We start from the raw sequence: 26,661 nt of genomic DNA, 5'->3' as shown, positions 1-26,661 counted from the left end.
CCATGGCACAGTTCTTCATCAACCGGCCCATCTTCGCGTGGGTCATCGCCATCGTCATCATGCTGGCGGGGGCCATGTCCATCAAGACATTGCCGCTGGAGCAGTACCCCAACATCGCGCCGCCGCGCGTGTCCATCAGCGCCACCTACACCGGCGCCTCGGCCAAGACGGTGGAGGAATCGGTCACGCAGGTGATCGAGCAGCAGTTGAAGGGCCTCGACAACCTGATCTACATGGGCTCGACCAGCGATGCCTCGGGCGGCTCGCGCACCACGCTCACCTTCAATGCCGGCACCAACATCGACGTGGCGCAGGTGCAGGTGCAAAACAAGCTGCAGCAGGCCATGTCGCGCCTGCCGCCCGCGGTGCAGAGCCGGGGCGTCACCGTCACCAAGGGCGGCAACGACTACCTGATGATCGTCACCTTCACCTCGCCCGACCCGAGCGTGACGCAGGTGGACATCGGTGACTACATCTCCAGCAACCTGGTGGACGTCATCAGCCGCATCGACGGCGTGGGCGACGTGGCCACGCTGGGCACGCCCTACGCCATGCGCGTGTGGATGGACCCGGCCAAGCTCGAGAAATACGCGCTCATGCCGTCCGACATCGGCAACGCCATCAACGCGCAGAACGCCCAGGTCTCCGCCGGCCAGCTGGGCGCCCTGCCCGCCGTGGGCGAGCAGCAGCTCAACGCCACCATCACCGCGCGCAGCAAGCTGCAGTCGCGCGAGGAGTTCGAGAACATCGTTCTCAAGTCCACCGTGGACGGCGCCATCGTGCGCCTGAAAGACGTGGCGCGCATCGAACTGGGCGCCGAGAACCTCACCATCACCTCGCGCCTGAACGGCCAGCCCGGCGCCGGCATGGGCGTGGTGCTGGCCGACAGCGCCAACGCCATGGCGGTGGCCAACGCGGTGAACTCCAAGATCGCCGAGCTGCAGCCGTTCTTTCCGTACCAGCTCAAGCCCTTCACCAGCTACGACACCACGCCCTTCGTGAGCGCCTCCATTGAAGAGGTGGTCAAGGCGCTGGTCGAGGCCATGCTGCTCGTGGTGCTGGTGATGTACATCTTCCTGCAGAACTTCCGCGCCACACTGATCCCGGCGATCGCGGTGCCCGTGGTGCTGCTGGGCACCTTCGGCGTGCTGTCGGTGGCGGGCTACTCGATCAACACGCTGACCATGTTCGGCATGGTGCTGGCCATCGGCCTGCTGGTGGACGACGCCATCGTGGTGGTGGAGAACGTCGAGCGCGTGATGAGCGAGGAGGGCCTGCCCCCGAAGGAGGCCACGCGCAAGTCCATGGCCGAGATCACGCCCGCGCTGGTGGGCATCGCGCTCACGCTGTCGGCGGTGTTCATCCCCATGGCGTTCTTCGGCGGCTCCACGGGGGTGATCTACCGGCAGTTCTCCATCACCATCGTCTCGGCCATGGTGCTGTCGGTGCTGGTGGCGCTCACGCTCACGCCGGCGCTGTGCGCCACGCTGCTCAAGCCCATCCCCCAGGGCCAGCACAGCCCGCACGGCGCGCCGCGCCGGGGCGTGCTGGGCTGGGTGGACCGCTTCTTCACCGGCTTCAACCGCCGCTTCGACCGCACGGCCGACGGCTACCAGCGCGGCGTGGGCCGCATCGTGCGCCGCGGCGGGCGGATGATGCTGGTCTATGCGCTCATCGTGGGCGGCATGGCCGTGCTGTTCATGCGCCTGCCCACTTCGTTCCTGCCCAATGAGGACCAGGGTGCCGTGCAGGTGCAGATCACCCTGCCCCCGGGCGCCTCCAACACCCGCCTGCAGGTGGTGATGGCCGAGGTGCAGAAGTATTTCGCCGCGCAGCCCGACGTGGTGAGCTTCAACTCCATCACCGGCTCCAACGGCGACCAGAGTTCGGCGCGCGGCTTCGTGCGCCTCAAAGACTGGAGCGAGCGCCCCCTGGCCTCGCAAAGCGCCGACGCCATCGCCCGCAAGGCCACGCGCGATCTGTCCAGGATCCGCGACGCGCGCATCTTCGTCGTGCTGCCGCCGGCCGTGCGCGGCCTGGGCGCCAATGCGGGCTTCAACTTCCAGCTCAAGGACCTGAACGGCCTGGGCCACGACGCGCTCGTGGCCGCGCGCGACAAGGTGCTGCAGCTGGCCGGCCAGCGGCCCGAGCTGTCCAACACCCGCAGCAACAACCTGGACGACACGCCGCAGCTGGGCGTGGCCATCGACGACGCCAAGGCCGGCGCCCTGGGCCTGGCCACCACCGACGTCAACAACACGCTGGGCAGCGCCATCGGCGGCACCTACGTGAACGACTTCCTGAACAAGGGCCGGGTCAAGCGCGTGTACATGCAGGGCGATGCGCCCTACCGCATGCTGCCGCAGGACATCGCGCCCTGGACGGTGCGCAACAGCCAGGGCCTCATGGTGCCGTTCTCGGCGTTCTCCAGCACCAGCTGGACCTACGGCTCGCCCCAGCTGCAGCGCTACAACGGCAGCCCCAGCTACGAATTCGTGGGCGACGCGGCCACGGGGGTCAGCTCCGGCGCGGCCATGGACGCGGTGGAAACCATCATGAAGGAGATGCCGCCCGGCATCGGCTACGAATGGACGGGCGCCTCCTACCAGGAGCGGCTGTCGGGCTCGCAGGCGCCGCTGCTGTACGCCGTGTCCATCCTGTTCGTGTTCCTGTGCCTGGCGGCGCTGTACGAAAGCTGGTCGGTGCCGTTCTCGGTGATTCTGGTGGTGCCGCTCGGCATCGTGGGCGCGCTGCTGGGCATCGGCATCCGCGGGCTGTCCAACGACGTGTACTTCCAGGTCGGGCTGCTCACCACCGTGGGGCTGTCGTCCAAGAACGCCATCCTGATCGTGGAGTTCGCCACCCAGCTGCAGGCCCAGGGCAAGAGCGTGATCGACGCCACGCTGGAGGCCGTGCGCCTGCGGCTGCGCCCGATCCTCATGACCTCGCTGGCCTTCGGCTTCGGCGTGCTGCCGCTGGCCATCGGCACGGGCGCCGGCGCGGGCGGGCGGCAGGCCATCGGCACCGCGGTGCTGGGCGGCATGATCTCCGCCACCGTGCTGGGCATCTTCTTCGTGCCCGTGTTCTTCGTCCTCATCCGCGGCTTCTTCGCCAACCGGGCCGCCAAGGCCGGCGGCCAGCCCACCGGAGCCCCCGCATGACGCCGCGCCAAGCCCCCACCCTCCCCGCCCTGCGCCCGCTGGCCTGGGCGGTGGCCGCCACCGTGGCGCTGGCCGCGCTGCCCGGCTGCACCAACCTGGCGCCGCCCTACCAGGCGCCCGCGCTGCCGGTGCCGGCCGCCCTGGGCACGGGCTCCGTGCCGGTGGCCGTGACCGCGCCCGCCGCCCTGGGGGACGGGTCCGCCGCGGCGGTCCCGGCCGATCCGCTGGACCGCCCCCTGGAATGGGCTGAATTCTTGCAGGAACCCCGCCTGCGCGCCCTGGCCGAGATGGCCGTGGCCAACAACCGCGACCTGCGCGTGGCCGTGCTGGCCATCGAGCGGGCGCGGGCGCAGTACGGCGTCTCGCGCGCCGACCTGTTCCCCGGCGTGAACGCCACCGGCGCGGGCAGCCGCAGCCGCACGGCCGACGACCTGACCACCGCGGGCCGCTCCAACGTGGGCGGGCAATACAGCGCGCAACTCGGTTTTGCCAGCTACGAGATCGACTTCTTCGGCCGCGTGCGCAACCTGAACGACGCCGCGCTGCAGGAGTTCTTCCGCGCCGCCGAGAACCGCCGCAGCGTGCAGCTGAGCCTGGTGGCCGAGGCCGTGAACGCCTGGCTCACCCTCGATGCCGACGGCCGCCGCCTGCAACTGGCGCGCGACACGCTGCGCACGCGCCAGCAGTCGCTGGACCTCACGCAGCGCAGCCATGCGCTGGGCGCCACCTCGGGCCTGACCCTGGCGCAGACGCAGACCACGGTGGACACCGCGCGCGCCGACGTCGCCACCTACACCGCCCAGGTCGCGCGCGACCGCAACGCGCTGGCGCTGCTGGTGGGCGCCGCCGTGCCCGACGACCTGCTGCCGCCCGTGGCCCTGGCCGCCGCGGCGAATGCCGCACCCGCCACGGTGCCGCCCGCCACGCCAACGGCAACGGCAACGGCCGACGGCATTTCGCATAGCAGTGCCCCCCGCAACACCAGCACCGCCATCGTGCCTGCCACGCCGGCCGCCGCTTTGCTGGCCGTGCCCGCCGACCTGCCCTCCGGCGTGCTGCTGCGCCGGCCCGACGTGCGCGCGGCCGAGCGCACGCTGCAGGGCAGCTACGCCAGCATCGGCGCGGCGCGCGCGGCGTTCTTTCCGTCCATCACGCTCACCGGTTCCATCGGCACGGCCAGCAATGCGCTGTCGGGCCTGTTCGACGGCGGCAACGGCACCTGGAGCTTCGCGCCGCAGATCCGCCTGCCGATCTTCGACGCCGGCCGCAACAACGCCAACCTGCGCGTGGCCGAAGTGGCGCGCGACACGGCCCTGGCCCAGTACGAAAAATCCATCCAGACCGCGTTCCGCGAAGTGTCCGACGCGCTGGCCGACCGCGCCACGCTGGACGAGCGCCTGGCCGCCCAGCGCTCGCTGCTGGACGCCACCCAGCGCGCGCTGGACCTGTCGGACGCGCGCTACCGGCTGGGGGCCGACAGCTTCCTCACGGTGCTGGACGCGCAGCGCTCGCTGTACGCGGCGCAGCAGACGCAGATCACCCTGCTGCTGGCCGAGCAGACCAACCGGGTCACGCTGTACAAGGTGCTGGGGGGTGGCTGGGCTGCCGACACCCCCACCGCCGCACCCTGAACGGCTCACTTCCCAGAGCCGTTCAAAAGGCCATCGCTCATCCGCAAGCCTGCGGAGCGGGCCGAAAAGGAGGCGGGCACAGGGCCTGAGCGAGGCCCGCGTGCGCCCGGCCTGCACTACCCGGTTGAAGGCAATGCGACAGGCATTTGGTCGCAAAAAAAGCTCTCGACCCATTTCAACCCCGAAAAACCCGGATGACAAGTCGCGCGCAGCATGGGTCTTAATCCGGCATTATGGCGTCTTTTTTAGCCTTGATTTTGATAGAAATGATATTTTTCTATCAAAATCAACCTTCCAAACCCGATCGAAGCCGCATTTGTTGCGATTTACACACAATACGCACAAAATCTCACAAATTTTTAAATTACGAGCAAACTGGGCATGTGTCTTATTTCTAGCCAAGGATCTCGTATGAATTCGCTTTCCATTCGCCAAAAGCTTTTGAGTGTCATCGCTGCGGTGCTGCTCGCGTTCTCTGGCCTCAGCGTGTTCCAACTGGTCAAGATGTCCGACATCACCCAGGGGCTGACTCAGCTTTATCAGAAAGATTTCACCAACTCCTATTACGTGAGCGAACTCGACGGGCTGCTCACCCGGGTGGACATCAACATCCTGCGCATGATCGCCATCGGCGATCCAGCCCTCATCAAAACGTGGAAGGCCGAGAACACCGAACGTTTCGCCAAGGCCGATCAGCTCATCGCCAAACTGGCCGACAACATCGATGACCAGGGCAAGCCGCTCGCCGCCGACCTGCAGTCGGCCTACACCAAGATGCGCGCGGGCATGAACCGCCAGATCGAGCGCATCGAGGCTAACGACATCCCGGGCGGTGCCGAGGTGAACCGGCTGGAGGTGAAGGACAACGCCAACGCCGTCTTCACGACGCTGGACAAGATCGCCACGCGCATCAAGCAAGGCGCTCAGACCCAGCTCCAGGAGCAACTGGCGACGGGTGCCAGCACCCGCACGGTGGCACTGGTGGCGCTGGTGCTGATCTCCTTGCTGGGTGTTGCCGGCAGCCTGTTGGTGGTGCGCAACCTGCTGCGCCAGCTCGGCGGCGAGCCCGCCTACGCCGTCAACGTGGCGCGCGAGGTGGCCAAGGGCAACCTGATGGTGGACATTTCCCTGCGCAACGAAGACAAGGACAGCGTGCTCGCGGCCATGAATGAAATGCGCAACAGCCTGCGCGACATCGTGAGCCGCGTTCGCCAGGGCAGCGACAGCATCTCCACTGGCGCCCGGGAGATCGCCTCCGGCAACGTGGATCTGAGCCACCGCACCGAAGAGCAGGCCAGCAACCTGCAACAGACCGCCGCCTCGATGGAGCAGCTCACCACCACCGTGCGCAGCAGCGCGGACACGGCCCTGCAGGCCACCCAGTTGGCCAACTCCGCCAGCGCCGCCGCGCAGCAGGGGGGCGAGGTCGTGCGCCGGGTGGTGGACACCATGGGCGAGATCAGCGGCAGCTCGCGCAAGATCGCGGACATCATCAGCGTGATCGACTCCATCGCCTTCCAGACCAACATCCTGGCGCTCAACGCCGCTGTGGAAGCCGCCCGCGCCGGCGAGCAGGGCCGGGGCTTCGCCGTGGTGGCCAGCGAGGTGCGCAGCCTGGCCGGACGCTCGGCCGACGCCGCCAAGGAGATCAAGGCCCTCATTTCCGCCAGCGTCGAAAAGGTGGAGACCGGCTCGCAGCTCGTGGGCGACGCGGGCATGTCAATGGAGAACATCGTGCAGCAGGTCCAGCGCGTGGCCGACCTGATCGCCGAGATCAGCGCCGCCACCAGCGAGCAGACCCAGGGCATCGGCCAGATCAACGCGGCCGTCACGCAGCTGGATCAGACCACGCAGCAAAACGCGGCCCTGGTGGAGGAAAGCTCGGCCGCGGCCGACAACCTGAGCCAGCAGGCCCAGCGGCTCACCGAGATCGTGCGCACCTTCCGCATCGACCTGGACGGCAGCAGCTTCCATGGGGGCACGTCCGCGCCGCTGCCCGTCGGCGCCCCGGCCGCCTCGCGCGCGTTGCCCACGGCCTCCCCCGCGTTGCGGGCCGCCCCCGTGGCGAGCCGGCCGGCACTTGCAAAGCCTGCCAGCGCGGTGCAGCAGCAAGAGTGGGCGGCCCATTGAGAGGGCGGGCAGGACCGCCAGGATTGGCGGCTGCCCGTTGCCAGGCCGGTTGCGCCGACGGATCGACAGGCCGGCTTCAGGCGGCAGGCACCAGCTCGACGGCGGCGTGCTCTTCCAGCCAGTCCGCGACTGGCAGGCCGGCCTCGTCGGCCACGCCCTGATTCCAGAACTGCGAGGCGCACAGCACCTCCACGTCCAGGCCCTCCAGCGTGCTGCGCGCCAGCACCGCGCCGATGTAGGCGCTGCGCGCCCGCTCGACGATGCCCCAGACCAGCGTGGTCTCGGCGGCGCATTGCAGGCCGATCAGGAACGCCTCCTTGCACGCGCCATCGGCGGATTTCTCCACCATCCAGGGCAGTTGCCCGGCCAGCCGTTCGTCCTGCAGCAGCACGTTCAGCAGGTCGCGCGCCGGCTCGGGCCCCAGCGGAACGACCACGAACCGCTCGGTCTCGAATTTCGGGGCCTGGGCGGGCAGCAGCTCGACGCTGGCTTTCATCTCTTGGTACGACATTGTTTTAAACCTCCGTGGGCACCGAGCCTAGGCGCGCGCCCGCGCGGGCCGGGCCAGGCGTCCGAAGGAAGGTGGCCGCAGCCGAAGGCCATCGGCCCGGGCGGCGCTCTCCTCGCCGCCTCGATACGCACCAACGGTGGCTAACCGGCGAGCGCCGGATAGTCCGTATAGCCCTGGGCCCCGGGCGTATAGAACGTGGCCGGATCGGGCGCGTTCAGCGGCGCGCCCTGGCGCATCCGTTCGACCAGGTCCGGATTGGCGATGAATGCACGGCCGAAGGCGGTGAGGTCGGCCAGGCCGCCCTCCAGCGCGCGCTCCGCACCGGCCTTGTCCAGGCCGCCGGCCAGGATGAACGGGCCGTCGAACGCCGCCTTCAGGTCGGCCTTGAGCTGGGCGGGAACCGGTGGCGTTCCCATGGCCGAGTGGTCCAGCACGTGGACGTACAGGAGGCCGAGCGCGGACAGCGCCTTCACCAGGGCCAGGTACTGACCGTCCACGCCGTCGAAGGCGCCCGCGCTGTTGACCACTCCATGCGGCGACAGGCGGATGCCCACGCGTTCGGCGCCGATTTCCTTGGCGGTGGCCCGCGCCACTTCGAGCACCAGCCGGTTGCGCCCCTCGGCGGTTGCGCCGTAGCCATCCGTGCGGCGGTTGATGTTGGCATTCAGGAACTGCTCCAGGAGATACCCGTTGGCCGCGTGCAGCTCGATGCCGTCGAAACCGGCTTCGATGGCCAGGCGCGCGGCCGTGGCGTATTCGCCGATCACGGCCTGGATGTCGGCCTCGGTCATGGCGCGCGGTGGCGTGTGCGGCTGGCTGCCCTGCGAATCGGTGTACATCTCGCCGGGGCATGCCTCGGCCGACGCGCTGAGCACTTCGGCGCCGGCGGGCAGGTTGGCCTGGTGGGCCACGCGGCCCGTGTGCATCAGTTGCACGACGATCTTGCCGCCCTGGGCGTGCACGGCGCTGGTCACCCGCTTCCAGCCTTGCACCTGGGCATCGTTGAACAGGCCGGGAATCCGGGCATAGCCCAGGCCGTTGGGCGACGGCGACGTGCCTTCCGTGACGATGAGGCCGGCCGTCGCGCGCTGCGCGTAGTAGGTCGCCATGAGCGGATTGGGCGTGTTGTGGTCCACCGCGCGGCTGCGGGTGAGCGGCGACATCACCACGCGGTTGGCCAGGGGGATGTTGCGCAAGGAAAAGGGTTCGAAAAGCATCGGGGCTGTCCTTGGAAAAAAGCAGGGCGAAAACGACGGAGGAAAAGGCCAGCGGCGTGCGGAGAACCGCGTCCGATGGCGGTGGGGTCCATGGGCTGGCGTCAAACGACGTTGTAGCGAGGGGCCGGCGTTCCCACCTGGCTGCCGGCGAGCAGCGCGGCGCGGGCCGCCTCGTAGCGATCCCACAGGCCGGTGTCGGCAACGGACGGCCAGGTGACCGTTTCGCCCTGGTCCAGCCCGGCGAGCGCGGCGTCGACCAGGTGCTCGGTGGTCATCACGGTGTCTTGGTTAAGTGCCGCCAGCGGCACGCCCGACAGGTCCCAGAGTTCGGTGGCGGTCGATGCGGGCAGGACCAGTTGGACCTGCACCCCCGTGTCGGCCAGTTCCTGCTGCAGGCCTCGGGTGTATTGCAGGACGAAAGCCTTGGTGCCGCTGTAGACCGCGCTGACGGGCAGCGCATGGATGCCCAGCACGGAGGCGATGTTGACGATCACGCCCTGCTTCCTGGCGATGAAGGGGGGCAGCACCGCCTGGGTCAGCCGCGTCAGGGCGGTGATGTTGAGGTCGATCTGGGACACCGCGTCATCGGCAGACCGCTGGGCGGCGGGCCCCAGGCGGGCGATCCCGGCGTTGTTCACCAGCATGTGCAGGCGTTCGTGGGTGGACAGGAGGGCTTCGATGCGCGCCAGGTCCTCGGCCTTGCCGAGGTCCGCCGCCACCGGCTCGGCTTTCACGCCATGGGCCTCGGCGATCCGGGCGCTGAGGGCTTGCAGGCGGTCGGCACGCCGGGCCACCAGAATAAGATCGTATCCACGGGCAGCGAGGCGATCGGCATAGACCGCACCGATGCCGGAAGAAGCCCCGGTGATCAATGCGACTTTGCTGGAATGGGGACGGGTCATCGGGTGTTCTCCAATAAAATTGAGGGCTCAACCAAATAAGTTGAGGGCTCAAATGTAGAGCAGGACAGCGATGCATTTCGAATAGTGCAGCACTCAACCATTTGGAAAATATGGGAATGACGAACCACCCTGTCGGTGCGGCTGCGGATGCCGACTGCGCCTTGAATCAGGCGATCGCGGAGGTCACCGCCGCGACCGGTGCGCAGGTCTGCACGAACACGTCGGTGCGCCTGGCGGCGCGCAGATTGGGGCAGCTGTACGACGACGCCCTCGCGCCCTTGAACATCAAGGCGACGCAGCTGGCGCTGATGGTCGAGATCGGCAAGTTCCAGAGTGCCGATGGGCAGGGGCCGACCCTGCAGGACCTGGCGAACCGGCTGGCCATTCAACTATCGGCGCTGACCCATGCCCTCAGGCCCCTGGTGCGCGACGGCATTGCCGAGTTGCGGCAGGACGCCCAGGACCGGCGCACCAAGCACGCCGTGCTGACCGCGCGCGGCAAGCAACTGCTGGCGCAGGCGATCGGGCGCTGGGCCGCCGCCAACGAGCGGGTCGAGGCCGTCCTGGGCCCGGCCTCGGCCGCGAGCCTGCGGGCGCTGGCCGACCAGGTGGCATCGGATGCGTTCATGGTGGCCTATCAGGCAGAGAACCCGGCGCGGGTGCCCCTGCCTTCCCGGAGCGCGCCGCCAGCGAAAGAGGACTGACCCACGCACCGGCCTGGGCGCCATGCACCAAGGCGGGTCGCCCCCCGCCCTGCCCTCGCCTCCGTGCAGGCCACGCCACGCGGCCATTCGCTACTAGATCAATAGCACGATGCCCTAGTGGAATATGCGCCGGGGCCCGATTTCCCTTCAAGACTGTTGATCCCACCCGCACCTGGCACGCGCATTGCAACAGCGTCCCCGTGACCAATGCCGGTCACATGGCTGGCCCCTTCCAATGGCGGAAACGGGGCAGTCAGGACGAAGGCGTCCCCACAGGCAGTGCAGGCTTCATCGGCCCGCGCCCTGTGCGGACGCCTTTTTTGTTTTTGGTTTCGGCTTCGTCTGCCGGCAGGCGCTGTTCATCCATTTTTGCAGCGCCGCGGTGGGCACCCATGGGGGTCACGATGAAAAAATCCAGGCTGGTGATGGTGGGCAATGGCATGGCCGGGGTGCGCACGCTCGAAGAGCTGCTCAAGATCGCTCCGGACTTCTACGACATCACGGTGTTCGGCGCCGAGCCGCACCCCAACTACAACCGCATCCTGCTGTCGCCCGTGCTGGCGGGCGAGCAGACCATCGACGAGATCATCCTCAACGACTGGTCCTGGTACGAAGAGCACGGCATCCACCTGCACACGGGCTTCACTGTGAACGAGGTGGACCGCGTGCGCCGCGTGGTGCACGCCACCAACGCGGCGGGCGAGGCCATCAGCGCCGAGTACGACCGGCTGATCCTCGCCACCGGCTCCAACCCGTTCATCCTGCCGATTCCGGGCAAGGACTTGCAGGGCGTGCTGGCCTACCGCGACATCGCCGACACGCAGGCCATGATCGACGCCGCCACCACCTACAAGCACGCGGTGGTCATCGGCGGCGGGCTGCTGGGCCTGGAGGCCGCCAACGGCCTCATGAAGCGCGGCATGCAGGTGAGCGTGGTGCACGTGGGCGACTGGCTCATGGAGCGCCAACTGGACGACGTGGCGGGCAAGATGCTGCAAAAGTCCCTGGCCGAGCGCGGCATGCAATTTTTGATGAAGGCGCAGACGCAGGAGCTGGTGGGCGGGGCGGACGGCCGCGTCACCGCCGTGCGGTTCAAGGACGGCACCGAGGTGCCCGCCGACCTGGTGGTGATGGCCGTGGGCATTCGCCCGAACACGCAGCTGGCCGAAAAGATGCGCCTGCACGTCCACCGCGGCATCGTGGTGAGCGACACGCTGCAGACCACCACCGACGCGCGCATCTACGCCGTGGGCGAGTGCGCCGCGCACCGGGGCATCGCCTACGGGCTGGTGGCGCCGCTGTTCGAGCAGGGCAAGGTGCTGGCCAACCACCTGGCGGAGTTCGGCATCGGGCGCTACCAGGGCTCGCTCACCTCCACCAAGCTCAAGGTGACAGGCATCGACCTGTTCAGCGCGGGCGACTTCCAGGGCGGTGAAGGCACCGAGGAAATCGTGATGAGCGACCCCTTCGGCGGCGTGTACAAAAAACTCGTCATCAAGGACGACAAGCTCGTGGGCGCGTGCCTCTACGGCGACACGGTGGACGGCAGCTGGTACTTCAAGCTGCTGCGCGACGGCCGCACGGTGGGCGACATCCGCGACAAGCTGATGTTCGGCGAGAGCAACATCGGCGACGCGGGCCACCAGGGCCACAGCAAGGCCGCCGCCATGGCCGACACCGACGAGGTGTGCGGCTGCAACGGCGTGACCAAGGGCGCCATCTGCAAAGCCATCAAGGACAAGGGCCTGTTCACGCTGGACGACGTGAAAAAGCACACCAAGGCCAGCGCCAGCTGCGGCTCGTGCACGGGCCTGGTGGAGCAGATCATCATGTTCACGGCCGGCGGCGACTACTCCGCCACGCCCAAGACCAAGGCCGTGTGCGGCTGCACCGACCACGGCCACCAGGCGGTGCGCGATGCGATCCGCGCCAACAAGCTGCTGTCCATCGGCGACGTGTTCGCCTTCCTGGAATGGAAGACGCCCAACGGCTGCGCCACCTGCCGCCCGGCCGTCAACTACTACCTGATCAGCACCTGGCCGAAGGAGGCCAAGGACGACCCGCAAAGCCGCGCCATCAACGAGCGCAGCCACGCCAACATCCAGAAGGACGGCACGTACAGCGTGATCCCGCGCATGTGGGGCGGCGAGACCACGGCCAGCGAACTGCGCCGCATCGCCGACGTGGTGGACAAATACCAGATCCCCACCGTGAAGGTGACCGGCGGCCAGCGCATCGACCTGCTGGGCGTGAAGAAGGAAGACCTGCAGGCCGTGTGGAAGGACATCGGCATGCCCAGCGGCCACGCCTATGCCAAGGCCCTGCGCACGGTGAAGACCTGCGTGGGCAGCGAGTGGTGCCGCATGGGCACGCAGGACAGCACGCAGATGGGCAAGGACCTGGAGCGCGCCATGTGGCGCATGTACGCCCCGCACAAGGTCAAGTTCGCCGTGAGCGGCTGCCCGCGCAACTGCGCCGAGAGCGGCATCAAGGACGTGGGCATCATCGGCGTGGACAGCGGTTGGGAGATGTACATCGCCGGCAACGGCGGCATCAAGACCGAGGTGGCGCACTTCTTCACCAAGCTCAAGACCGCGGCCGAGGTGCTGGAGTACACCGGGGCTTTTTGCGAGCTGTACCGCCAGGAAGGCTGGTACCTGGAGCGCACGGTGCACTACGTGAACCGCGTGGGCCTCGATCACGTGAAAAAACGCATCCTCGAAGACCACGAAGGCCGCCGCGCGCTGTGGGAGCAGCTGCAGTTCGCGCTGGATGGCGAGCCCGACCCGTGGTTCGACTTCCAGGAAGCCCGCGTGGACACGCGGCAGTTCGCCGCCATCGCGCCGTGAGCCCCGGCCCAGCCATTGCCACCACCCCTTTCATTCATTCATCCCCCCGATTCGCAAGGAGCCGCCATGAGCGACTGGAAATACATCTGCCGTGTGGACGACATTCCCGTGCTGGGCTCGCGCCGCGTGGCGCGGCCGCAGGGCCTGGACGTGGCGGTGTTCCGCAACGGGGCGGACGAGGTGTTCGCGCTGCTGGACCGGTGTCCGCACAAGGGGGGGCCCCTGTCGCAGGGGATCGTGTTCGGGACGAGCGTGGCGTGTCCGCTGCACAACTGGACGATCGGGTTGTGCGATGGGCAGGCTTCGGCGCCGGACGAGGGGTGTACGCCGAAGTTTGCGGTGAAGGTGGAGGGGGGGGAGGTGTTTTTGGATGCTGTTGAGTTGGCGGGGCATGCGGTGGAGTTTTTGCGGCCGGTGGCGGGGCCTTTGAGGCGGGGTGTTGTTGGTTCTGGGTTGGATGCTTGAGGCTGGCTGTGTTTTGTTTTTGCGGTGGCTGCGGATTTTTCTCCCGGGGCCGGGGTGTGCGCCCGGCGGCGCACTCACTTTCTTTTGCTTCGCCAAAAGAAAGTAAGCAAAGAAAAGGCGACCCTGCTGGCTGCAAGAAGGCCTGCGCTTCGCCATCCGTGAAGGCGGCCGTACCGTCGGCGCCGGCGTCGTGGCCAAGATCATTGCTTAAAAAGCGTGAATGTAGGGGTATAGCTCAATTGGCAGAGCGTCGGTCTCCAAAACCGAAGGTTGTAGGTTCGATTCCTACTGCCCCTGCCACTTGATCGTGGCAATTACAAGCCCGCCAGGCCCTGGCGGGCTTCGGTGTCTTGTGGATGCCGAAACTTAAAGTAAGAAACCAGTTAAGTATGGCCACGTCTCAAGTTGAAACTGTTAGTACGGGCGCTGATAAAGCCAAGCTTGCTGCGGTGGTGGCAATTGTTCTTGCAGCGATTGCCGGGTTCTATTTGCTTGGAAAGCAAGGGCCGATTGTCCAGTGGGCTGCGTTGCTTGTCGGGCTTGCAATTGCGGTAGCTGTGTTTTTGGTGTCTGAGCCTGGCCGTCAATTCGTGGGTTTCGCGCAGGATGCCTGGCGTGAAGTCAGGAAGGTTGTCTGGCCCACGCGGAAAGAGACGCTTCAAATGACGGCATACGTTTTTGCGTTTGTTGTCATCATGGCGCTTTTTCTCTGGTTCACCGACAAGACCTTGGAATGGGTTTTGTACGATTTGATTCTGGGGTGGAGAAAGTAATGACGGACGCTATCGAAGTCAGCGGCACTGACGCTGCCAGCCCGGCCACTCCTGTGAATCCTGATTTGCGGTGGTACATCGTTCATGCTTATTCCGGCATGGAAAAGGCGGTTGAGCGCAACATCGTGGAGCGCATCGGTCGCGCTGGCATGCAGCAGAAGTTCGGCCGCATTCTCGTTCCGACCGAAGAGGTCGTTGAAATGAAGAATGGTCAGCGCAAGACCACTGAACGTCGACTCTTTCCCGGCTATGTGTTCGTGGAAATGGTCATGGACGATGACACCTGGCACTTGGTCAAGCACACGAACAAGGTGACGGGTTTTGTTGGTGGTGCCAAGAATCGCCCGGCTCCTATTTCTGAAGAAGAAGTTCAGAAGATCGTCAGCCAAATGCAGGAAGGCACGGACAAGCCTCGGCACAAGATTGAATTCATGGTGGGTGAGCTGGTCCGTGTTAAAGAGGGTCCCTTCACCGACTTCAATGGATCCGTCGAGGAAGTCAATTACGAGAAAAGCCGGGTGCGTGTATCGGTGATGATCTTCGGCCGTTCTACCCCCGTAGAGTTGGAATTTGGTCAGGTCGAAAAAACCTGATTGTTTGGATTCGCATTTTTCGACTCGGTGCGAATTGTTTGATGAGTCGTAAACCCCGGGGAGCTGAGGCCACTGGCCTAGGCGCTAATACCCGCAAGGAGTAAACCATGGCGAAAAAAATCGTCGGTTTTATCAAGCTGCAAGTTCCAGCTGGTAAGGCCAATCCATCCCCACCAATTGGCCCTGCGCTGGGTCAGCGTGGTCTCAACATCATGGAGTTCTGCAAGGCGTTCAACGCGCAGACCCAAGGTGTGGAACCAGGTCTGCCACTGCCCGTGGTCATCACGGCATTTGCCGACAAGAGCTTCACCTTCATCATCAAGACGCCGCCTGCGACGACCTTGATCAAGAAGGCCATCAAGCTTGAAAAGGGCTCTGCCAACGCATTGAGCACCAAGGTCGGCAAGATCACTCGTGCGCAACTCGAAGAGATCGCCAAGACCAAGATGAAGGACATGAACGCTGCCAATGTCGACGCCGCTGTGCGCACGCTGGCCGGTTCCGCTCGCTCGATGGGCGTGACGGTGGAGGGTTTATAAAATGGCCAAGCTGACCAAGAAACAAAAAGCCCTGCAAGGCAAAGTCGACAGCAACAAGCTGTACGCGTTCGCTGACGCCGTCGTAATTGTGAAGGAAGCCGCTACGGCCAAGTTCGACGAATCCATCGATGTGGCTGTTCAGCTTGGCATTGATGCCAAGAAGTCTGACCAAGTGGTTCGCGGCGCCGTGGTGCTGCCGAACGGCACTGGCAAGACGACCCGTGTGGCGGTATTTGCCCAAGGCGCCAAGGCTGAAGAAGCCAAGGCTGCTGGCGCTGACATCGTTGGCATGGACGACCTGGCCGCGATGGTCAAGGCCGGTGACATGCCTTTCGACGTGGTGATCGCCGCCCCCGACGCCATGCGCGTTGTGGGTACGCTGGGTCAAATCCTCGGCCCACGCGGTCTGATGCCAAACCCCAAGGTGGGCACTGTGACGCCTGACGTCGCTACGGCCGTGAAGAACGCCAAGGCAGGTCAAGTGCAATTCCGCGTCGACAAGGCCGGTATCGTGCACAGCACGATCGGCCGCCGCTCGTTCGACAACGACAAGCTGCAAGGCAACTTGGCTGCGTTGATCGAAGCGCTGACCAAGGCCAAGCCTGCAACCAGCAAGGGCGTGTACCTGCGCAAGGTGGCTGTGTCTTCCACGATGGGCCTGGGTGTCCGCGTGGATACGCAATCCATCGCAGCGTAATTGCAAGAAATCTTCGAATCCATCCCTGGATGGGTTCGATGTGGTGGGCTGCGGCTGCTTCGGTCGCCGCAGGCCATCCAAGACCGTTGGTGCGCGAACCGGTCGCGCTTAAATCCACAGTGATGCCAACGCAGATGGCGATCCCGCTGCAGATGGAAAATTTCCTGAACAGTTGGTCGCTGCAACAAGAGCGTGTATGAGGCCTGTGCCGAGTGCGCATTTTAAGGAGTAGACCTTGAGTCTTAATCGCAGTGAGAAAGAAGCGGTCATCAGTGAAGTGACCAGCCTCGCCGCTAAAGCTCAAACGCTTGTGATCGCGGAGTACCGTGGCATCACGGTCGCCGACATGACCAAACTGCGTGTTGATGCTCGCAGCAAGGGCGTGACCCTGAGTGTTCTGAAGAACACCCTGGCTCGCCGTGCTGTGGCTGGCAGCGCGTTTGACGTGGTGGCGGACCAGATGACCGGCCCGCTGATCTATGGCTTCTCCGAAGACGCTGTGGCCGCCGCTAAGGTGGTGGCCGATTTCGCGAAGACCAACGACAAATTGGTGATTCGCGGTGGCGCTTTCGGTGGCAAAGCCCTGGATATCAACGGCGTTAAGCAACTGGCTAACATTCCTCCCAAGGAAGTTTTGTTGGCTCAGATTTGCGGCTTGCTTATGTCCCCCATTTCGCGTACGGCCGTTGTGCTGGGCGCGTTGGCGGCCAAAAAAGGCGAAGGCGCTGCCGAAACGGCCGCCGAACCTGTCGCGGCTTGAGTGCCCGGCAGACAACCAACCAATTGTTAGGAAATAAAAATGGCATTCGATAAAGACGCATTTTTGACCGCGCTGGACAGCATGACGGTTCTGGAACTCAATGAGCTGGTGAAGGCCATTGAAGAAAAGTTTGGCGTGAGCGCAGCCGCTATGGCCGCTCCTGCTGCTGGCGGCGGCGGTGGTGCTGCTGCAGCTGCAGAAGAGCAAACGGAATTCAACGTGGTGCTGACCGAAGCCGGCGCCAACAAGGTGTCCGTGATCAAGGCCGTGCGCGAAATCACCGGCCTGGGCCTCAAGGAAGCCAAGGATCTGGTGGACGGCGCTCCGAAGAACGTCAAGGAAGGCATTGCCAAGGCCGACGCCGAAGCTGCCGTCAAGAAGCTGGTGGAAGCTGGCGCCAAGGCTGAACTCAAGTAATTCGCCTGGATTCCAGGGCTGGGGGCTCCGCAAGGGCTCCCAGCCTTTGGTGCTTATGGGGTTCACGCCCAGAGCGCACCAGAAAGCAGTGCCCACGCCACTGCTTTCTAGTGTCTTCTGACCATCCCGACAGCAGAAGATACCTTGGTTCGGGTGATGTGCAACGCATCGCCGTCCGCCATGGTTGGTAGTGGCCAACCGCCAAGCCTGCAAGGAAGCGCCCTTGCAGGTCAGTCGTCGAAGACCCAGGACTCATGTCTTTGCCCGGAGATCTCATGGCCTATTCCTATACCGAACGCAAGCGGATTCGCAAAAGTTTCGGCAGCCGCGACAGCGTGCTGGAAGTCCCTTACCTGCTGCAGATGCAGAAGGACGCATACACCGCGTTCCTGCAAGCTGACAAAGCCCCCCAGAAAAGAACCGTAGAAGGCTTGCAGGCCGCGTTCGACGCTGCTTTCCCGATCGTCTCGCACAATGGGTTTGTCGAGATGAAGTTCATCGAGTACAACCTCGCCAAGCCGGCATTCGATGTGCGTGAATGCCAGACCCGTGGTTTGACTTTTGCCTCGGCCGTGCGGGCCAAGGTGCAGTTGATCATCTATGACCGCGAGTCCTCCACGTCGCAGTCCAAGGTCGTCAAGGAAGTGAAGGAGCAAGAGGTCTACATGGGCGAGGTGCCTTTGATGACCGACAAGGGCTCGTTCATCATCAACGGCACGGAACGTGTGATCGTTTCGCAGCTGCACCGCTCGCCCGGCGTGTTCTTCGAGCACGACAAGGGCAAGACCCACAGCTCGGGCAAGCTGCTGTTCTCGGCGCGCATCATTCCCTACCGCGGTTCGTGGCTGGACTTCGAGTTCGATCCGAAGGACATCCTGTATTTCCGCGTGGACCGCCGCCGCAAGATGCCGGTCACGATCCTGCTGAAGGCCATCGGCCTGAACCCCGAATCGATCCTGGCGAACTTCTTCGTCAACGACAACTTCCGCCTGATGGACAGCGGCGCGCAGATGGAGTTCGTCTCCGACCGCCTGCGTGGCGAAGTGGCACGTTTCGACATCACCGACAAGTCGGGCAAGGTGGTCGTGGCCAAGGACAAGCGCGTCACGGCCCGCCACACCCGCGAACTGGAGCAGTCCGGCACCACGCACATCAGCGTGCCCGAAGACTTCCTGATCGGCCGCGTGGTGGCGCGCAACATCGTCGACGGCGACACCGGCGAAATCATTGCCAAGGCCAACGAAGAGCTGACCGAAGCGCTGCTCAAGAAGCTGCGCTCCGCCGGCGTGCAGGACCTGCAAGTCATCTACACGAACGAACTCGACCAGGGCGCCTACATCTCGCAGACGCTGCGCATCGACGAAACGGTGGACGAATTCGCTGCGCGCGTGGCGATCTACCGCATGATGCGCCCCGGCGAGCCGCCGACGGAAGACGCGGTGCAGGCCTTGTTCCAGCGCCTCTTCTACAACCCTGACACGTACGACCTGTCGCGCGTGGGGCGCATGAAGTTCAACGCCAAGATCGGCCGCGACGAATCTACCGGCCCGATGGTGCTCTCCAACGAGGACATCCTGGCCGTGGTCAAGATCCTCGTGGACCTGCGCAACGGCAACGGCGAAGTCGATGACATCGATCACCTGGGCAACCGCCGCGTGCGTTGCGTGGGCGAGTTGGCTGAGAACCAGTACCGCACCGGTCTGGCGCGCATCGAGAAGGCCGTGAAGGAGCGTCTGGGCCAGGCCGAGCAAGAGCCGCTGATGCCGCACGACCTGATCAACTCCAAGCCGATTTCCGCGGCGCTCAAGGAGTTCTTCGGTGCGTCCCAGCTGTCGCAGTTCATGGACCAGACCAACCCGCTGGCCGAAATCACCCACAAGCGCCGCGTATCGGCCCTTGGCCCGGGTGGTCTGACCCGCGAGCGTGCCGGTTTCGAGGTGCGCGACGTGCACGTGACCCACTATGGCCGCGTGTGCCCGATCGAAACGCCGGAAGGCCCGAACATCGGGCTGATCAACTCGCTGGCCCTGTACGCCCGCCTGAACGAGTACGGTTTCATCGAAACGCCGTACCGCCGCGTGGTGGACGGCAAGGTGACCGACCAGATCGATTACCTCTCCGCCATCGAAGAAGGCAAGTACGTGATCGCCCAGGCGAATGCCACGCTCGACAAGGAAGGCCGCCTCACGGGCGACCTGGTGTCGGCACGTGAAAAGGGCGAGTCGACCTTGCTGAGCGCCGAGCGCGTGCAGTACATGGACGTGTCGCCTGCACAGATCGTGTCCGTCGCCGCCTCGCTCGTGCCGTTCCTCGAGCACGATGACGCGAACCGCGCACTGATGGGTGCCAACATGTCCCGCCAGGCCGTGCCCGTGCTGCGTCCGGAAAAGCCCATGGTGGGCACCGGCATCGAGCGCGTGGCGGCCGTGGACTCGGGCACCGTGGTGACCGCCAACCGCGGTGGCGTGGTGGACTATGTGGATGCGACCCGCATCGTGGTCCGCGTGAACGACGCGGAAGCGGTGGCCGGTGAAGTGGGCGTGGACATCTACAACCTCATCAAGTACCAGCGTTCCAACCAGAACACCAACATCCACCAGCGCCCCATCGTCCAGAAGGGCGATGTGCTGGCCAAGGGGGATGTGATCGCCGACGGCGCATCGACGGACTTCGGCGAAATCGCCATCGGCCAGAACATGCTGATCGCGTTCATGCCCTGGAACGGCTACAACTTCGAAGATTCGATCCTGATCTCCGAACGCGTCGTGGCAGAAGACCGCTACACCTCGATCCACATCGAGGAACTGGTGGTCATGGCCCGCGACACGAAGCTGGGCGCCGAAGAAATCACGCGCGACATTCCGAACCTGTCGGAGCAGCAGCTGAACCGCCTGGACGAGTCCGGCATCATCTACGTGGGTGCCGAAGTGCAACCCGGCGATACGCTGGTGGGCAAGGTCACGCCGAAGGGCGAGACCACGCTGACGCCCGAAGAGAAGCTGCTGCGCGCCATCTTCGGCGAGAAGGCTTCCGACGTGAAGGACACCTCGCTGCGCGTGGACCAGGGCTCGCAAGGCACCGTGATCGACGTGCAGGTGTTCACCCGCGAAGGCATTCAGCGCGACAAGCGCGCCCAGCAAATCATCGACGACGAACTCAAGCGCTTCCGCCTGGACCTGAACGACCAGCTGCGCATCGTGGAAGCCGACGCGTTCGACCGGATCGAAAAGCTGCTGAACGGCCGCGTGGCCAACGGCGGCCCGCAAAAGCTGGCCAAGGGCACGAAGATCGACAAGGCCTACCTGGCCTCCGTCGAGAAGTTCCACTGGTTCGACATCCGCCCGGCGGAAGACGAAGTGGCCACGCAGCTCGAGTCGATCAAAAACTCGCTGGAGCAGACGCGCCACAGCTTCGATCTGGCTTTCGAGGAAAAGCGCAAGAAGCTCACGCAAGGCGACGAGCTGCCTGCGGGCGTGCTGAAGATGGTCAAGGTGTACCTGGCCGTCAAGCGCCGCCTGCAGCCCGGCGACAAGATGGCCGGCCGCCACGGCAACAAGGGTGTGGTGTCCAAGATCGTCCCGGTCGAAGACATGCCCTACATGGCCGACGGCACCCCTGCCGACATCGTGCTGAACCCGCTGGGCGTGCCATCGCGCATGAACATCGGACAGGTGCTCGAAGTGCACTTGGGCTGGGCCGGCAAGGGCATCGGCCAGCGCATCGGCAACATGCTGCAGGAGCAGGCCAAGGCGGCCGACATGCGCAAGTTCCTCGAAGAGGTGTACAACTCGCGCGGCCGCAAGGAAGACCTGTCGCAGTTCAACGACGATGAACTGATGGTCATGGCCGGTCACCTCACCAACGGCGTGCCGTATGCCACCCCGGTGTTCGACGGCGCTTCGGAAGAAGAGATCAAGGACATGCTCAAGATTGCCTATCCGGACGACATCGCCGAGCGCAAGGGCCTGACCTCCGCACGCACGCAGGCGTACCTGTTCGACGGCCGCACCGGCGAGCGCTTCGAGCGCCCGACCACCATCGGCTACATGCATTACCTGAAGCTGCACCATTTGGTGGACGACAAGATGCATGCCCGCTCCACGGGTCCTTACTCGCTCGTCACGCAGCAGCCTCTGGGCGGCAAGGCCCAATTCGGTGGCCAGCGTTTCGGGGAAATGGAAGTGTGGGCGCTGGAAGCCTATGGCGCCGCTTACGTGCTGCAGGAAATGCTGACCGTGAAGTCCGACGACGTGCAGGGCCGTACCAAGGTGTACGAGAGCATCGTCAAGGGCGAACACGCCATCGAGGCCGGCATGCCGGAATCGTTCAATGTGCTGGTCAAGGAAATCCGTTCCCTGGGCCTGGACATCGAACTCGAACGTTCTTAATCGAAGGGACTAGGTTTATGAAGTCACTACTCGACCTGTTCAAGCAATTCACCCCGGACGAGCATTTCGATGCCATCCGCATCGGCATGGCGTCGCCCGAGAAGATCCGTTCGTGGTCTTTCGGCGAAGTGAAGAAGCCCGAGACCATCAACTACCGCACGTTCAAGCCCGAGCGCGACGGTCTGTTCTGCGCCAAGATTTTTGGTCCCATCAAGGACTACGAATGCCTGTGCGGCAAGTACAAGCGCCTCAAGCACCGCGGTGTGATCTGCGAGAAGTGCGGCGTTGAAGTCACGCAGACCAAGGTGCGCCGCGAGCGCATGGGCCACATCGATCTGGCCGCGCCTTGCGCCCACATCTGGTTCCTGAAGTCGCTGCCATCGCGCCTGGGCCTGGTGCTGGACATGACGCTGCGCGACATCGAGCGCGTGCTGTATTTCGAAGCGTATGTGGTGACCGACCCCGGCATGACCCCGCTGAAGAAGTTCAGCATCATGTCCGAGGACGACTACGACGCCAAGCGCAAGGAATACGGTGACGAGTTCATCGCCAAGATGGGCGCGGAAGGCATCAAGGACCTGCTCGAAGCCATCGATATCGACCTCGAAATCGAAAAGCTGCGCGGCGATCTGACCGGCTCCGAAGTCAAGGTCAAGAAGAACGCCAAGCGCCTGAAGGTGCTGGAAGCCTTCAAGAAGTCCGGCATCAAGCCCGAGTGGATGGTGCTGGACGTGCTGCCCGTGCTGCCGCCGGACCTGCGTCCGCTGGTGCCGCTGGACGGTGGCCGCTTCGCGACCTCCGACTTGAACGACCTGTATCGCCGCGTCATCAACCGCAACTCGCGCCTGCGCCGCCTGCTGGAGCTGAAGGCCCCGGAAATCATCGCGCGCAACGAAAAGCGCATGCTGCAGGAAGCCGTCGATTCGCTGCTGGACAACGGCCGCCGTGGCAAGGCCATGACGGGCGCGAACAAGCGCGCCCTCAAGTCGCTGGCCGACATGATCAAGGGCAAGAGCGGCCGCTTCCGCCAGAACTTGCTGGGCAAGCGCGTGGACTACTCCGGTCGTTCCGTGATCACCGTGGGCCCGACGCTCAAGCTGCACCAGTGCGGTCTGCCCAAGCTGATGGCGCTGGAGCTGTTCAAGCCTTTCATCTTCTCGCGCCTGGAAGCCATGGGCATCGCGACGACGATCAAGGCCGCCAAGAAGGAAGTCGAATCCGGCACGCCGGTGGTGTGGGACATCCTGGAAGAGGTCATCAAGGAACACCCGGTGATGCTGAACCGTGCGCCCACACTGCACCGTTTGGGCATCCAGGCGTTCGAGCCCATCCTGATCGAAGGCAAGGCCATTCAGCTGCACCCGCTCGTCTGCGCGGCCTTCAACGCCGACTTCGACGGTGACCAGATGGCCGTTCACGTGCCGCTGTCTGTGGAAGCGCAGATGGAAGCCCGCACGCTGATGCTGGCCTCCAACAACGTGCTGTTCCCGGCCTCGGGCGAGCCTTCCATCGTCCCGTCGCAAGACGTGGTGCTGGGCCTGTACTACGCCACCCGCGATCGCATCAACGGCAAGGGCGAAGGCCTGGTGTTCGCCGACACCGGCGAAGTGCAGCGCGCTCTCGATGCCAACGAGGTCGAACTGGCCGCGCGCATCACGGTGCGTCTGACCGAGTGGACCAAGGACAAGGAAACGCGTGAATTCGTGCCTTCCACGTCGCTGGTGGAAACGACGGCCGGCCGTGCGCTGCTGTCCGAGATCCTGCCCAAGGGCCTGCCCTTCAGCAACATCAACAAGGCGCTGAAGAAGAAGGAAATCTCCAAGCTCATCAACGTGAGCTTCCGCAAGTGCGGCCTGAAGGAGACGGTGGTCTTCGCCGACAAGCTGCTGCAGAACGGTTTCCGCCTCGCCACGCGCGCCGGTATTTCCATCTGCGTGGACGACATGCTGGTGCCGCCGCAAAAGGCCGGGATCATCGAGCGTTCCGAGAAGGAAGTGAAGGAGATCGAACAGCAGTACGTGTCCGGTCTGGTGACGGCTGGCGAACGCTACAACAAGGTGGTGGACATCTGGGGCAAGGCCGGCGACGAAGTGTCGAAGGTCATGATGGCCCAGCTGGCCAAGCAAAAGACCACCGACCGCCACGGCAACGAGGTGGACCAGGAGTCGTTCAACTCCATCTACATGATGGCCGACTCCGGCGCCCGCGGCTCCGCAGCGCAGATTCGCCAGCTGGCCGGCATGCGCGGCCTGATGGCCAAGCCGGACGGCTCCATCATCGAGACCCCCATCACGGCCAACTTCCGTGAAGGGCTGAACGTGTTGCAGTACTTCATCTCCACCCACGGTGCCCGTAAGGGCCTGGCGGATACGGCGCTGAAGACGGCCAACTCGGGCTACCTCACCCGCCGTCTGGTGGACGTGACGCAGGATCTCGTGGTGACCGAAGAAGACTGCGGCACCTCCAATGGCTCGCTGATGCGCGCCATCGTCGAGGGCGGTGAAGTCATCGAATCGCTGCGCGACCGTATCCTGGGCCGCACCACGGCCGACGAAGTGCTGCACCCCGAAACGCGCGCAGTGCTGGCCCCTGCCGGCCAGATGCTCGACGAAGACCTCATCGAGGAACTCGAAGTCGCCGGCGTGGACGAGGTGAAGGTGCGCACGGCGCTGACCTGCGAAACCCGCTACGGCCTGTGTGCCAAGTGCTACGGACGCGATCTGGGCCGCGGCGGCCTGATCAACCTCGGCGAAGCCGTGGGGGTGATCGCCGCCCAGTCCATCGGCGAACCCGGCACGCAGTTGACCATGCGCACGTTCCACATCGGTGGCGCCGCTTCGCGCGCTGCCATCGCATCGAGCGTGGAGGCCAAGTCCAACGGCGTGATCGGCTTCAACGCCACGATGCGCTACGTGAGCAACACCAAGGGCGAGCTGGTGGTGATCGCCCGTTCCGGCGAGATCGTCATCCATGACGAACACGGCCGCGAGCGCGAGCGCCACAAGGTGCCGTACGGTGCGACGCTGGCGGTCAAGGCCGACCAGACGGTCAAGGCCGGCACCATCCTCGCCAACTGGGACCCGCTGACCCGCCCGATCATCACGGAGTTCGCCGGCCAGGTGAAGTTCGAGAACGTCGAGGAAGGCCTCACGGTCGCCAAGCAGGTGGACGATGTGACGGGTCTGTCCACGCTGGTCGTGATCGATCCGAAGCGCCGCGGCTCCGCCAAGGTGGTGCGCCCGCAGGTCAAGCTGATCGACGCGCAAGGCCAGGAAGTGAAGATCCCCGGCACCGACCACTCGGTGACCATCGGCTTCCAGATCGGCTCGCTGATCCAGGTGCGCGATGGCCAGGACGTGGGCCCCGGCGAAGTGCTGGCGCGGATTCCGGTCGAAGGCCAGAAGACCCGCGACATCACCGGCGGTCTGCCCCGCGTGGCCGAACTGTTCGAAGCGCGCTCGCCCAAGGACAAGGGCATGCTGGCCGAGATCACCGGTACGGTGTCCTTCGGCAAGGAAACCAAGGGCAAGGTGCGCCTGCAGATCACCGATCCGGACGGCAAGGTCTGGGATGAACTGATCCCCAAGGAAAAGAACATCCTGGTGCACGAAGGCCAGGTCGTGAACAAGGGCGAGTCCGTGGTGGACGGCCCGGCCGATCCGCAGGACATCCTGCGCCTCCTGGGCATCGAAGAGCTGTCGCGCTACATCGTCGATGAAGTGCAGGACGTGTACCGCTTGCAGGGTGTGAAGATCAACGACAAGCACATCGAGGTGATCGTTCGCCAGATGCTGCGCCGCGTCGTGGTCGAGGCCCCGGGCGAGTCCAACTACATCGCCGGCGAGCAGGTCGAGCGTTCGGAGATCCTGAACACGAACGAGGCGCTGCAGGCCGCAGGCAAGATCCCTTCGACGTACAGCAACGTGCTGCTGGGGATCACCAAGGCTTCGCTGTCGACCGATTCCTTCATCTCGGCCGCTTCCTTCCAGGAAACGACCCGCGTGCTCACCGAGGCTGCCATCATGGGCAAGCGCGACGAGCTGCGTGGCCTGAAGGAAAACGTCATCGTGGGTCGCCTGATCCCTGCCGGTACCGGCCTGGCCTACCACCAGGCGCGCAAGGCCAAGGAAGCCATGGACGACGCCGAGCGCCGCGCCATCGCCGATGCCGAAGCCGCTGAAATGGCTGCCACGACCGAAGACTCTTCCGACGTCGAAAGCACCACCAGCCTGGGCGACGCCACGGCCCAATAAGCCACGGTACGCTCCCTGAAACGCTCCCGCTCTGCGCTTTGGCAGACCGGGAGCGTTTTCTTATCCGTTTTCTCTTTTTTGCGCCGAGCCCGCGGACCCTGCGGGCTCGGCAGATGCAATGCTGTCCTCCTGGATCTTTCTTGCCCTGCTGCTGTTCTGGGCCGTGGGTGCCTACAACCGGATCGTGCGATTGCGCTCGGCCGCCATCCAGGCCTTCGGTGGCCTGGACGCACACCTCATGCGCATGATGGCCATGCTGGGTGAATACGAGGCCGCGCAGGGTCCCGCGCCCGCGGCCCATGCCGATGCGCGGGCGGCGCTGTGGGCCGCCACCACCCAGTTCGGCGCGTCGCTGGCCGTAGCGCGGGCCCGCCCGCTGGACGCCGGCGCCGCGGCCGCGCTGCTGACGGGGCGCGAGGTGCTCGAAGCCGCCTGGCTGGCCATGGTGCGCGTGGCGGAGGTTCCGCCCGCGCCGGGCGAAGGCGCGGCGCTGCCCCTGTGGGCGCAGCGATGGCAGGAGCTGGTGGCCCAGAATGCGCTGGCCACCCGGCAGTTCAACGATGCGGCGCTGCAGTACAACCAGGCCATCGGCCAGTTCCCGGCGCGCCTGCTGGCGTGGCTGTTCGGGTTCAAGGCGGCCAGAACGCTGTAGGCTGCGTGCCCATCCCCGC

At 64.9% G+C, this 26,661-nt stretch carries 20 protein-coding genes, 1 tRNA gene and 1 pseudogene; 18 read left to right on the top strand and 4 right to left on the bottom strand.

Annotated elements, in window-relative coordinates:
- Nucleotides 1–2: 2 nt before the first annotated feature.
- The 3 genes from R1Z03_RS22945 to R1Z03_RS22935 all read left to right on the top strand — a co-directional run bounded on the left by R1Z03_RS22945 (nt 3) and on the right by R1Z03_RS22935 (nt 6,922).
- Nucleotides 3–3,161 (top strand): efflux RND transporter permease subunit, encoded by a 3,159-nt coding sequence (locus tag R1Z03_RS22945; RefSeq protein WP_317355538.1) that lies wholly within the window; start codon nt 3–5, stop codon nt 3,159–3,161.
- Complete coding sequence (locus R1Z03_RS22940) at nt 3,158–4,792, top strand: efflux transporter outer membrane subunit (protein WP_317355536.1); 1,635 nt, start codon at nt 3,158–3,160, stop codon at nt 4,790–4,792. Before R1Z03_RS22945 ends, R1Z03_RS22940 begins: the two co-directional genes overlap by 4 nt.
- Before the next feature lie 411 nt (nt 4,793–5,203).
- Nucleotides 5,204–6,922: a methyl-accepting chemotaxis protein gene (locus R1Z03_RS22935; RefSeq protein WP_317355532.1), complete on the top strand. Its 1,719-nt coding sequence runs from the start codon at nt 5,204–5,206 to the stop codon at nt 6,920–6,922.
- Nucleotides 6,923–6,998: 76 nt separating this feature from the next.
- Here the strand turns inward: R1Z03_RS22935 and R1Z03_RS22930 are convergent, their stop codons facing one another.
- The 3 genes from R1Z03_RS22930 to R1Z03_RS22920 form a co-directional block, all read right to left on the bottom strand.
- Complete coding sequence (locus tag R1Z03_RS22930; protein ID WP_317355529.1) at nt 6,999–7,433, bottom strand: GNAT family N-acetyltransferase; 435 nt, start codon at nt 7,431–7,433, stop codon at nt 6,999–7,001.
- A 140-nt stretch (nt 7,434–7,573) separates the two neighbouring features.
- Nucleotides 7,574–8,650, bottom strand: a complete 1,077-nt coding sequence (locus tag R1Z03_RS22925; protein ID WP_317355527.1) for an alkene reductase — start codon at nt 8,648–8,650, stop codon at nt 7,574–7,576.
- A 101-nt stretch (nt 8,651–8,751) separates the two neighbouring features.
- On the bottom strand, nt 8,752–9,552 hold the full coding sequence (locus R1Z03_RS22920; RefSeq protein WP_284431553.1) for an SDR family oxidoreductase: 801 nt from the start codon (nt 9,550–9,552) through the stop codon (nt 8,752–8,754).
- Nucleotides 9,553–9,668: 116 nt separating this feature from the next.
- On the opposite strand from R1Z03_RS22920, the gene R1Z03_RS22915 reads away from it, so the two are divergent.
- Nucleotides 9,669–10,256, top strand: a complete 588-nt coding sequence (locus R1Z03_RS22915; RefSeq protein ID WP_317355522.1) for a MarR family winged helix-turn-helix transcriptional regulator — start codon at nt 9,669–9,671, stop codon at nt 10,254–10,256.
- A gap of 253 nt (nt 10,257–10,509) precedes the next feature.
- Here the strand turns inward: R1Z03_RS22915 and R1Z03_RS22910 are convergent, their stop codons facing one another.
- Complete coding sequence (locus tag R1Z03_RS22910; RefSeq protein WP_317355518.1) at nt 10,510–10,650, bottom strand: hypothetical protein; 141 nt, start codon at nt 10,648–10,650, stop codon at nt 10,510–10,512.
- 10 nt (nt 10,651–10,660) lie between these two features.
- On the opposite strand from R1Z03_RS22910, the gene nirB reads away from it, so the two are divergent.
- From nirB to R1Z03_RS22840, 14 genes and pseudogenes are all read left to right on the top strand, one after another.
- The gene (gene nirB, locus R1Z03_RS22905; RefSeq protein WP_317355515.1) at nt 10,661–13,105 is read left to right on the top strand and encodes a nitrite reductase large subunit NirB; all 2,445 of its coding nucleotides are present in this window, start codon (nt 10,661–10,663) and stop codon (nt 13,103–13,105) included.
- Nucleotides 13,106–13,171: 66 nt separating this feature from the next.
- Complete coding sequence (nirD, locus tag R1Z03_RS22900) at nt 13,172–13,570, top strand: nitrite reductase small subunit NirD (protein ID WP_317355512.1); 399 nt, start codon at nt 13,172–13,174, stop codon at nt 13,568–13,570.
- A gap of 121 nt (nt 13,571–13,691) precedes the next feature.
- A pseudogene (locus tag R1Z03_RS22895) lies at nt 13,692–13,781 on the top strand (elongation factor Tu); the annotation flags it as partial.
- 13 nt (nt 13,782–13,794) lie between these two features.
- Nucleotides 13,795–13,870 (top strand) — tRNA-Trp (locus R1Z03_RS22890).
- Nucleotides 13,871–13,959: 89 nt separating this feature from the next.
- On the top strand, nt 13,960–14,343 hold the full coding sequence (secE, locus tag R1Z03_RS22885) for a preprotein translocase subunit SecE (protein ID WP_317355509.1): 384 nt from the start codon (nt 13,960–13,962) through the stop codon (nt 14,341–14,343).
- Complete coding sequence (gene nusG / locus R1Z03_RS22880) at nt 14,343–14,936, top strand: transcription termination/antitermination protein NusG (protein ID WP_272566782.1); 594 nt, start codon at nt 14,343–14,345, stop codon at nt 14,934–14,936. Before secE ends, nusG begins: the two co-directional genes overlap by 1 nt.
- 107 nt (nt 14,937–15,043) lie before the next feature.
- Nucleotides 15,044–15,475 carry a 50S ribosomal protein L11 gene (gene rplK / locus R1Z03_RS22875; protein ID WP_092941599.1) on the top strand — a complete coding sequence of 144 codons (432 nt, stop codon included), beginning with the start codon at nt 15,044–15,046 and terminating at the stop codon, nt 15,473–15,475.
- A gap of 1 nt (nt 15,476) precedes the next feature.
- The gene (gene rplA / locus R1Z03_RS22870) at nt 15,477–16,172 is read left to right on the top strand and encodes a 50S ribosomal protein L1 (protein ID WP_272566783.1); all 696 of its coding nucleotides are present in this window, start codon (nt 15,477–15,479) and stop codon (nt 16,170–16,172) included.
- Between the two features lie 29 nt (nt 16,173–16,201).
- On the top strand, nt 16,202–16,372 hold the full coding sequence (locus R1Z03_RS22865) for a hypothetical protein (RefSeq protein ID WP_317355499.1): 171 nt from the start codon (nt 16,202–16,204) through the stop codon (nt 16,370–16,372).
- A gap of 35 nt (nt 16,373–16,407) precedes the next feature.
- Nucleotides 16,408–16,932 carry a 50S ribosomal protein L10 gene (rplJ, locus tag R1Z03_RS22860; protein WP_272566785.1) on the top strand — a complete coding sequence of 175 codons (525 nt, stop codon included), beginning with the start codon at nt 16,408–16,410 and terminating at the stop codon, nt 16,930–16,932.
- Between the two features lie 39 nt (nt 16,933–16,971).
- Nucleotides 16,972–17,349, top strand: coding sequence for a 50S ribosomal protein L7/L12 (gene rplL, locus R1Z03_RS22855; protein ID WP_272550599.1), 378 nt, complete (start codon nt 16,972–16,974; stop codon nt 17,347–17,349).
- Nucleotides 17,350–17,624: 275 nt separating this feature from the next.
- Nucleotides 17,625–21,737, top strand: a complete 4,113-nt coding sequence (gene rpoB / locus R1Z03_RS22850; protein WP_317355493.1) for a DNA-directed RNA polymerase subunit beta — start codon at nt 17,625–17,627, stop codon at nt 21,735–21,737.
- 17 nt (nt 21,738–21,754) lie between these two features.
- Nucleotides 21,755–25,990: a DNA-directed RNA polymerase subunit beta' gene (rpoC, locus tag R1Z03_RS22845; protein ID WP_272566789.1), complete on the top strand. Its 4,236-nt coding sequence runs from the start codon at nt 21,755–21,757 to the stop codon at nt 25,988–25,990.
- A gap of 118 nt (nt 25,991–26,108) precedes the next feature.
- Nucleotides 26,109–26,642, top strand: a complete 534-nt coding sequence (locus R1Z03_RS22840) for a LemA family protein (protein ID WP_272566791.1) — start codon at nt 26,109–26,111, stop codon at nt 26,640–26,642.
- Nucleotides 26,643–26,661: the final 19 nt, after the last annotated feature.

Origin of the sequence: Acidovorax sp. BLS4 (genome assembly GCF_032929295.1) — a bacterium.
Taxonomy (GTDB): domain Bacteria; phylum Pseudomonadota; class Gammaproteobacteria; order Burkholderiales; family Burkholderiaceae_C; genus Paracidovorax.
This window is presented reverse-complemented; position numbering and strand designations above follow the sequence as displayed.

Coding starts and splice junctions, on each gene's coding strand:
- R1Z03_RS22915 (WP_317355522.1), top strand. CDS start 9,669: ATGACGAACCACCCTGTCGGTGCGGCTGCGGATGCCGACTGCGCCTTG.
- R1Z03_RS22920 (WP_284431553.1), bottom strand. CDS start 9,552: ATGACCCGTCCCCATTCCAGCAAAGTCGCATTGATCACCGGGGCTTCT.
- R1Z03_RS22925 (WP_317355527.1), bottom strand. CDS start 8,650: ATGCTTTTCGAACCCTTTTCCTTGCGCAACATCCCCCTGGCCAACCGC.
- R1Z03_RS22910 (WP_317355518.1), bottom strand. CDS start 10,650: ATGGGTGCCCACCGCGGCGCTGCAAAAATGGATGAACAGCGCCTGCCG.
- R1Z03_RS22940 (WP_317355536.1), top strand. CDS start 3,158: ATGACGCCGCGCCAAGCCCCCACCCTCCCCGCCCTGCGCCCGCTGGCC.
- secE (WP_317355509.1), top strand. CDS start 13,960: ATGGCCACGTCTCAAGTTGAAACTGTTAGTACGGGCGCTGATAAAGCC.
- R1Z03_RS22935 (WP_317355532.1), top strand. CDS start 5,204: ATGAATTCGCTTTCCATTCGCCAAAAGCTTTTGAGTGTCATCGCTGCG.
- R1Z03_RS22930 (WP_317355529.1), bottom strand. CDS start 7,433: ATGTCGTACCAAGAGATGAAAGCCAGCGTCGAGCTGCTGCCCGCCCAG.
- nirD (WP_317355512.1), top strand. CDS start 13,172: ATGAGCGACTGGAAATACATCTGCCGTGTGGACGACATTCCCGTGCTG.
- rplL (WP_272550599.1), top strand. CDS start 16,972: ATGGCATTCGATAAAGACGCATTTTTGACCGCGCTGGACAGCATGACG.
- rpoC (WP_272566789.1), top strand. CDS start 21,755: ATGAAGTCACTACTCGACCTGTTCAAGCAATTCACCCCGGACGAGCAT.
- rplK (WP_092941599.1), top strand. CDS start 15,044: ATGGCGAAAAAAATCGTCGGTTTTATCAAGCTGCAAGTTCCAGCTGGT.
- R1Z03_RS22945 (WP_317355538.1), top strand. CDS start 3: ATGGCACAGTTCTTCATCAACCGGCCCATCTTCGCGTGGGTCATCGCC.
- R1Z03_RS22865 (WP_317355499.1), top strand. CDS start 16,202: ATGGGTTCGATGTGGTGGGCTGCGGCTGCTTCGGTCGCCGCAGGCCAT.
- nirB (WP_317355515.1), top strand. CDS start 10,661: ATGAAAAAATCCAGGCTGGTGATGGTGGGCAATGGCATGGCCGGGGTG.
- rpoB (WP_317355493.1), top strand. CDS start 17,625: ATGGCCTATTCCTATACCGAACGCAAGCGGATTCGCAAAAGTTTCGGC.
- R1Z03_RS22840 (WP_272566791.1), top strand. CDS start 26,109: ATGCTGTCCTCCTGGATCTTTCTTGCCCTGCTGCTGTTCTGGGCCGTG.
- nusG (WP_272566782.1), top strand. CDS start 14,343: ATGACGGACGCTATCGAAGTCAGCGGCACTGACGCTGCCAGCCCGGCC.
- rplA (WP_272566783.1), top strand. CDS start 15,477: ATGGCCAAGCTGACCAAGAAACAAAAAGCCCTGCAAGGCAAAGTCGAC.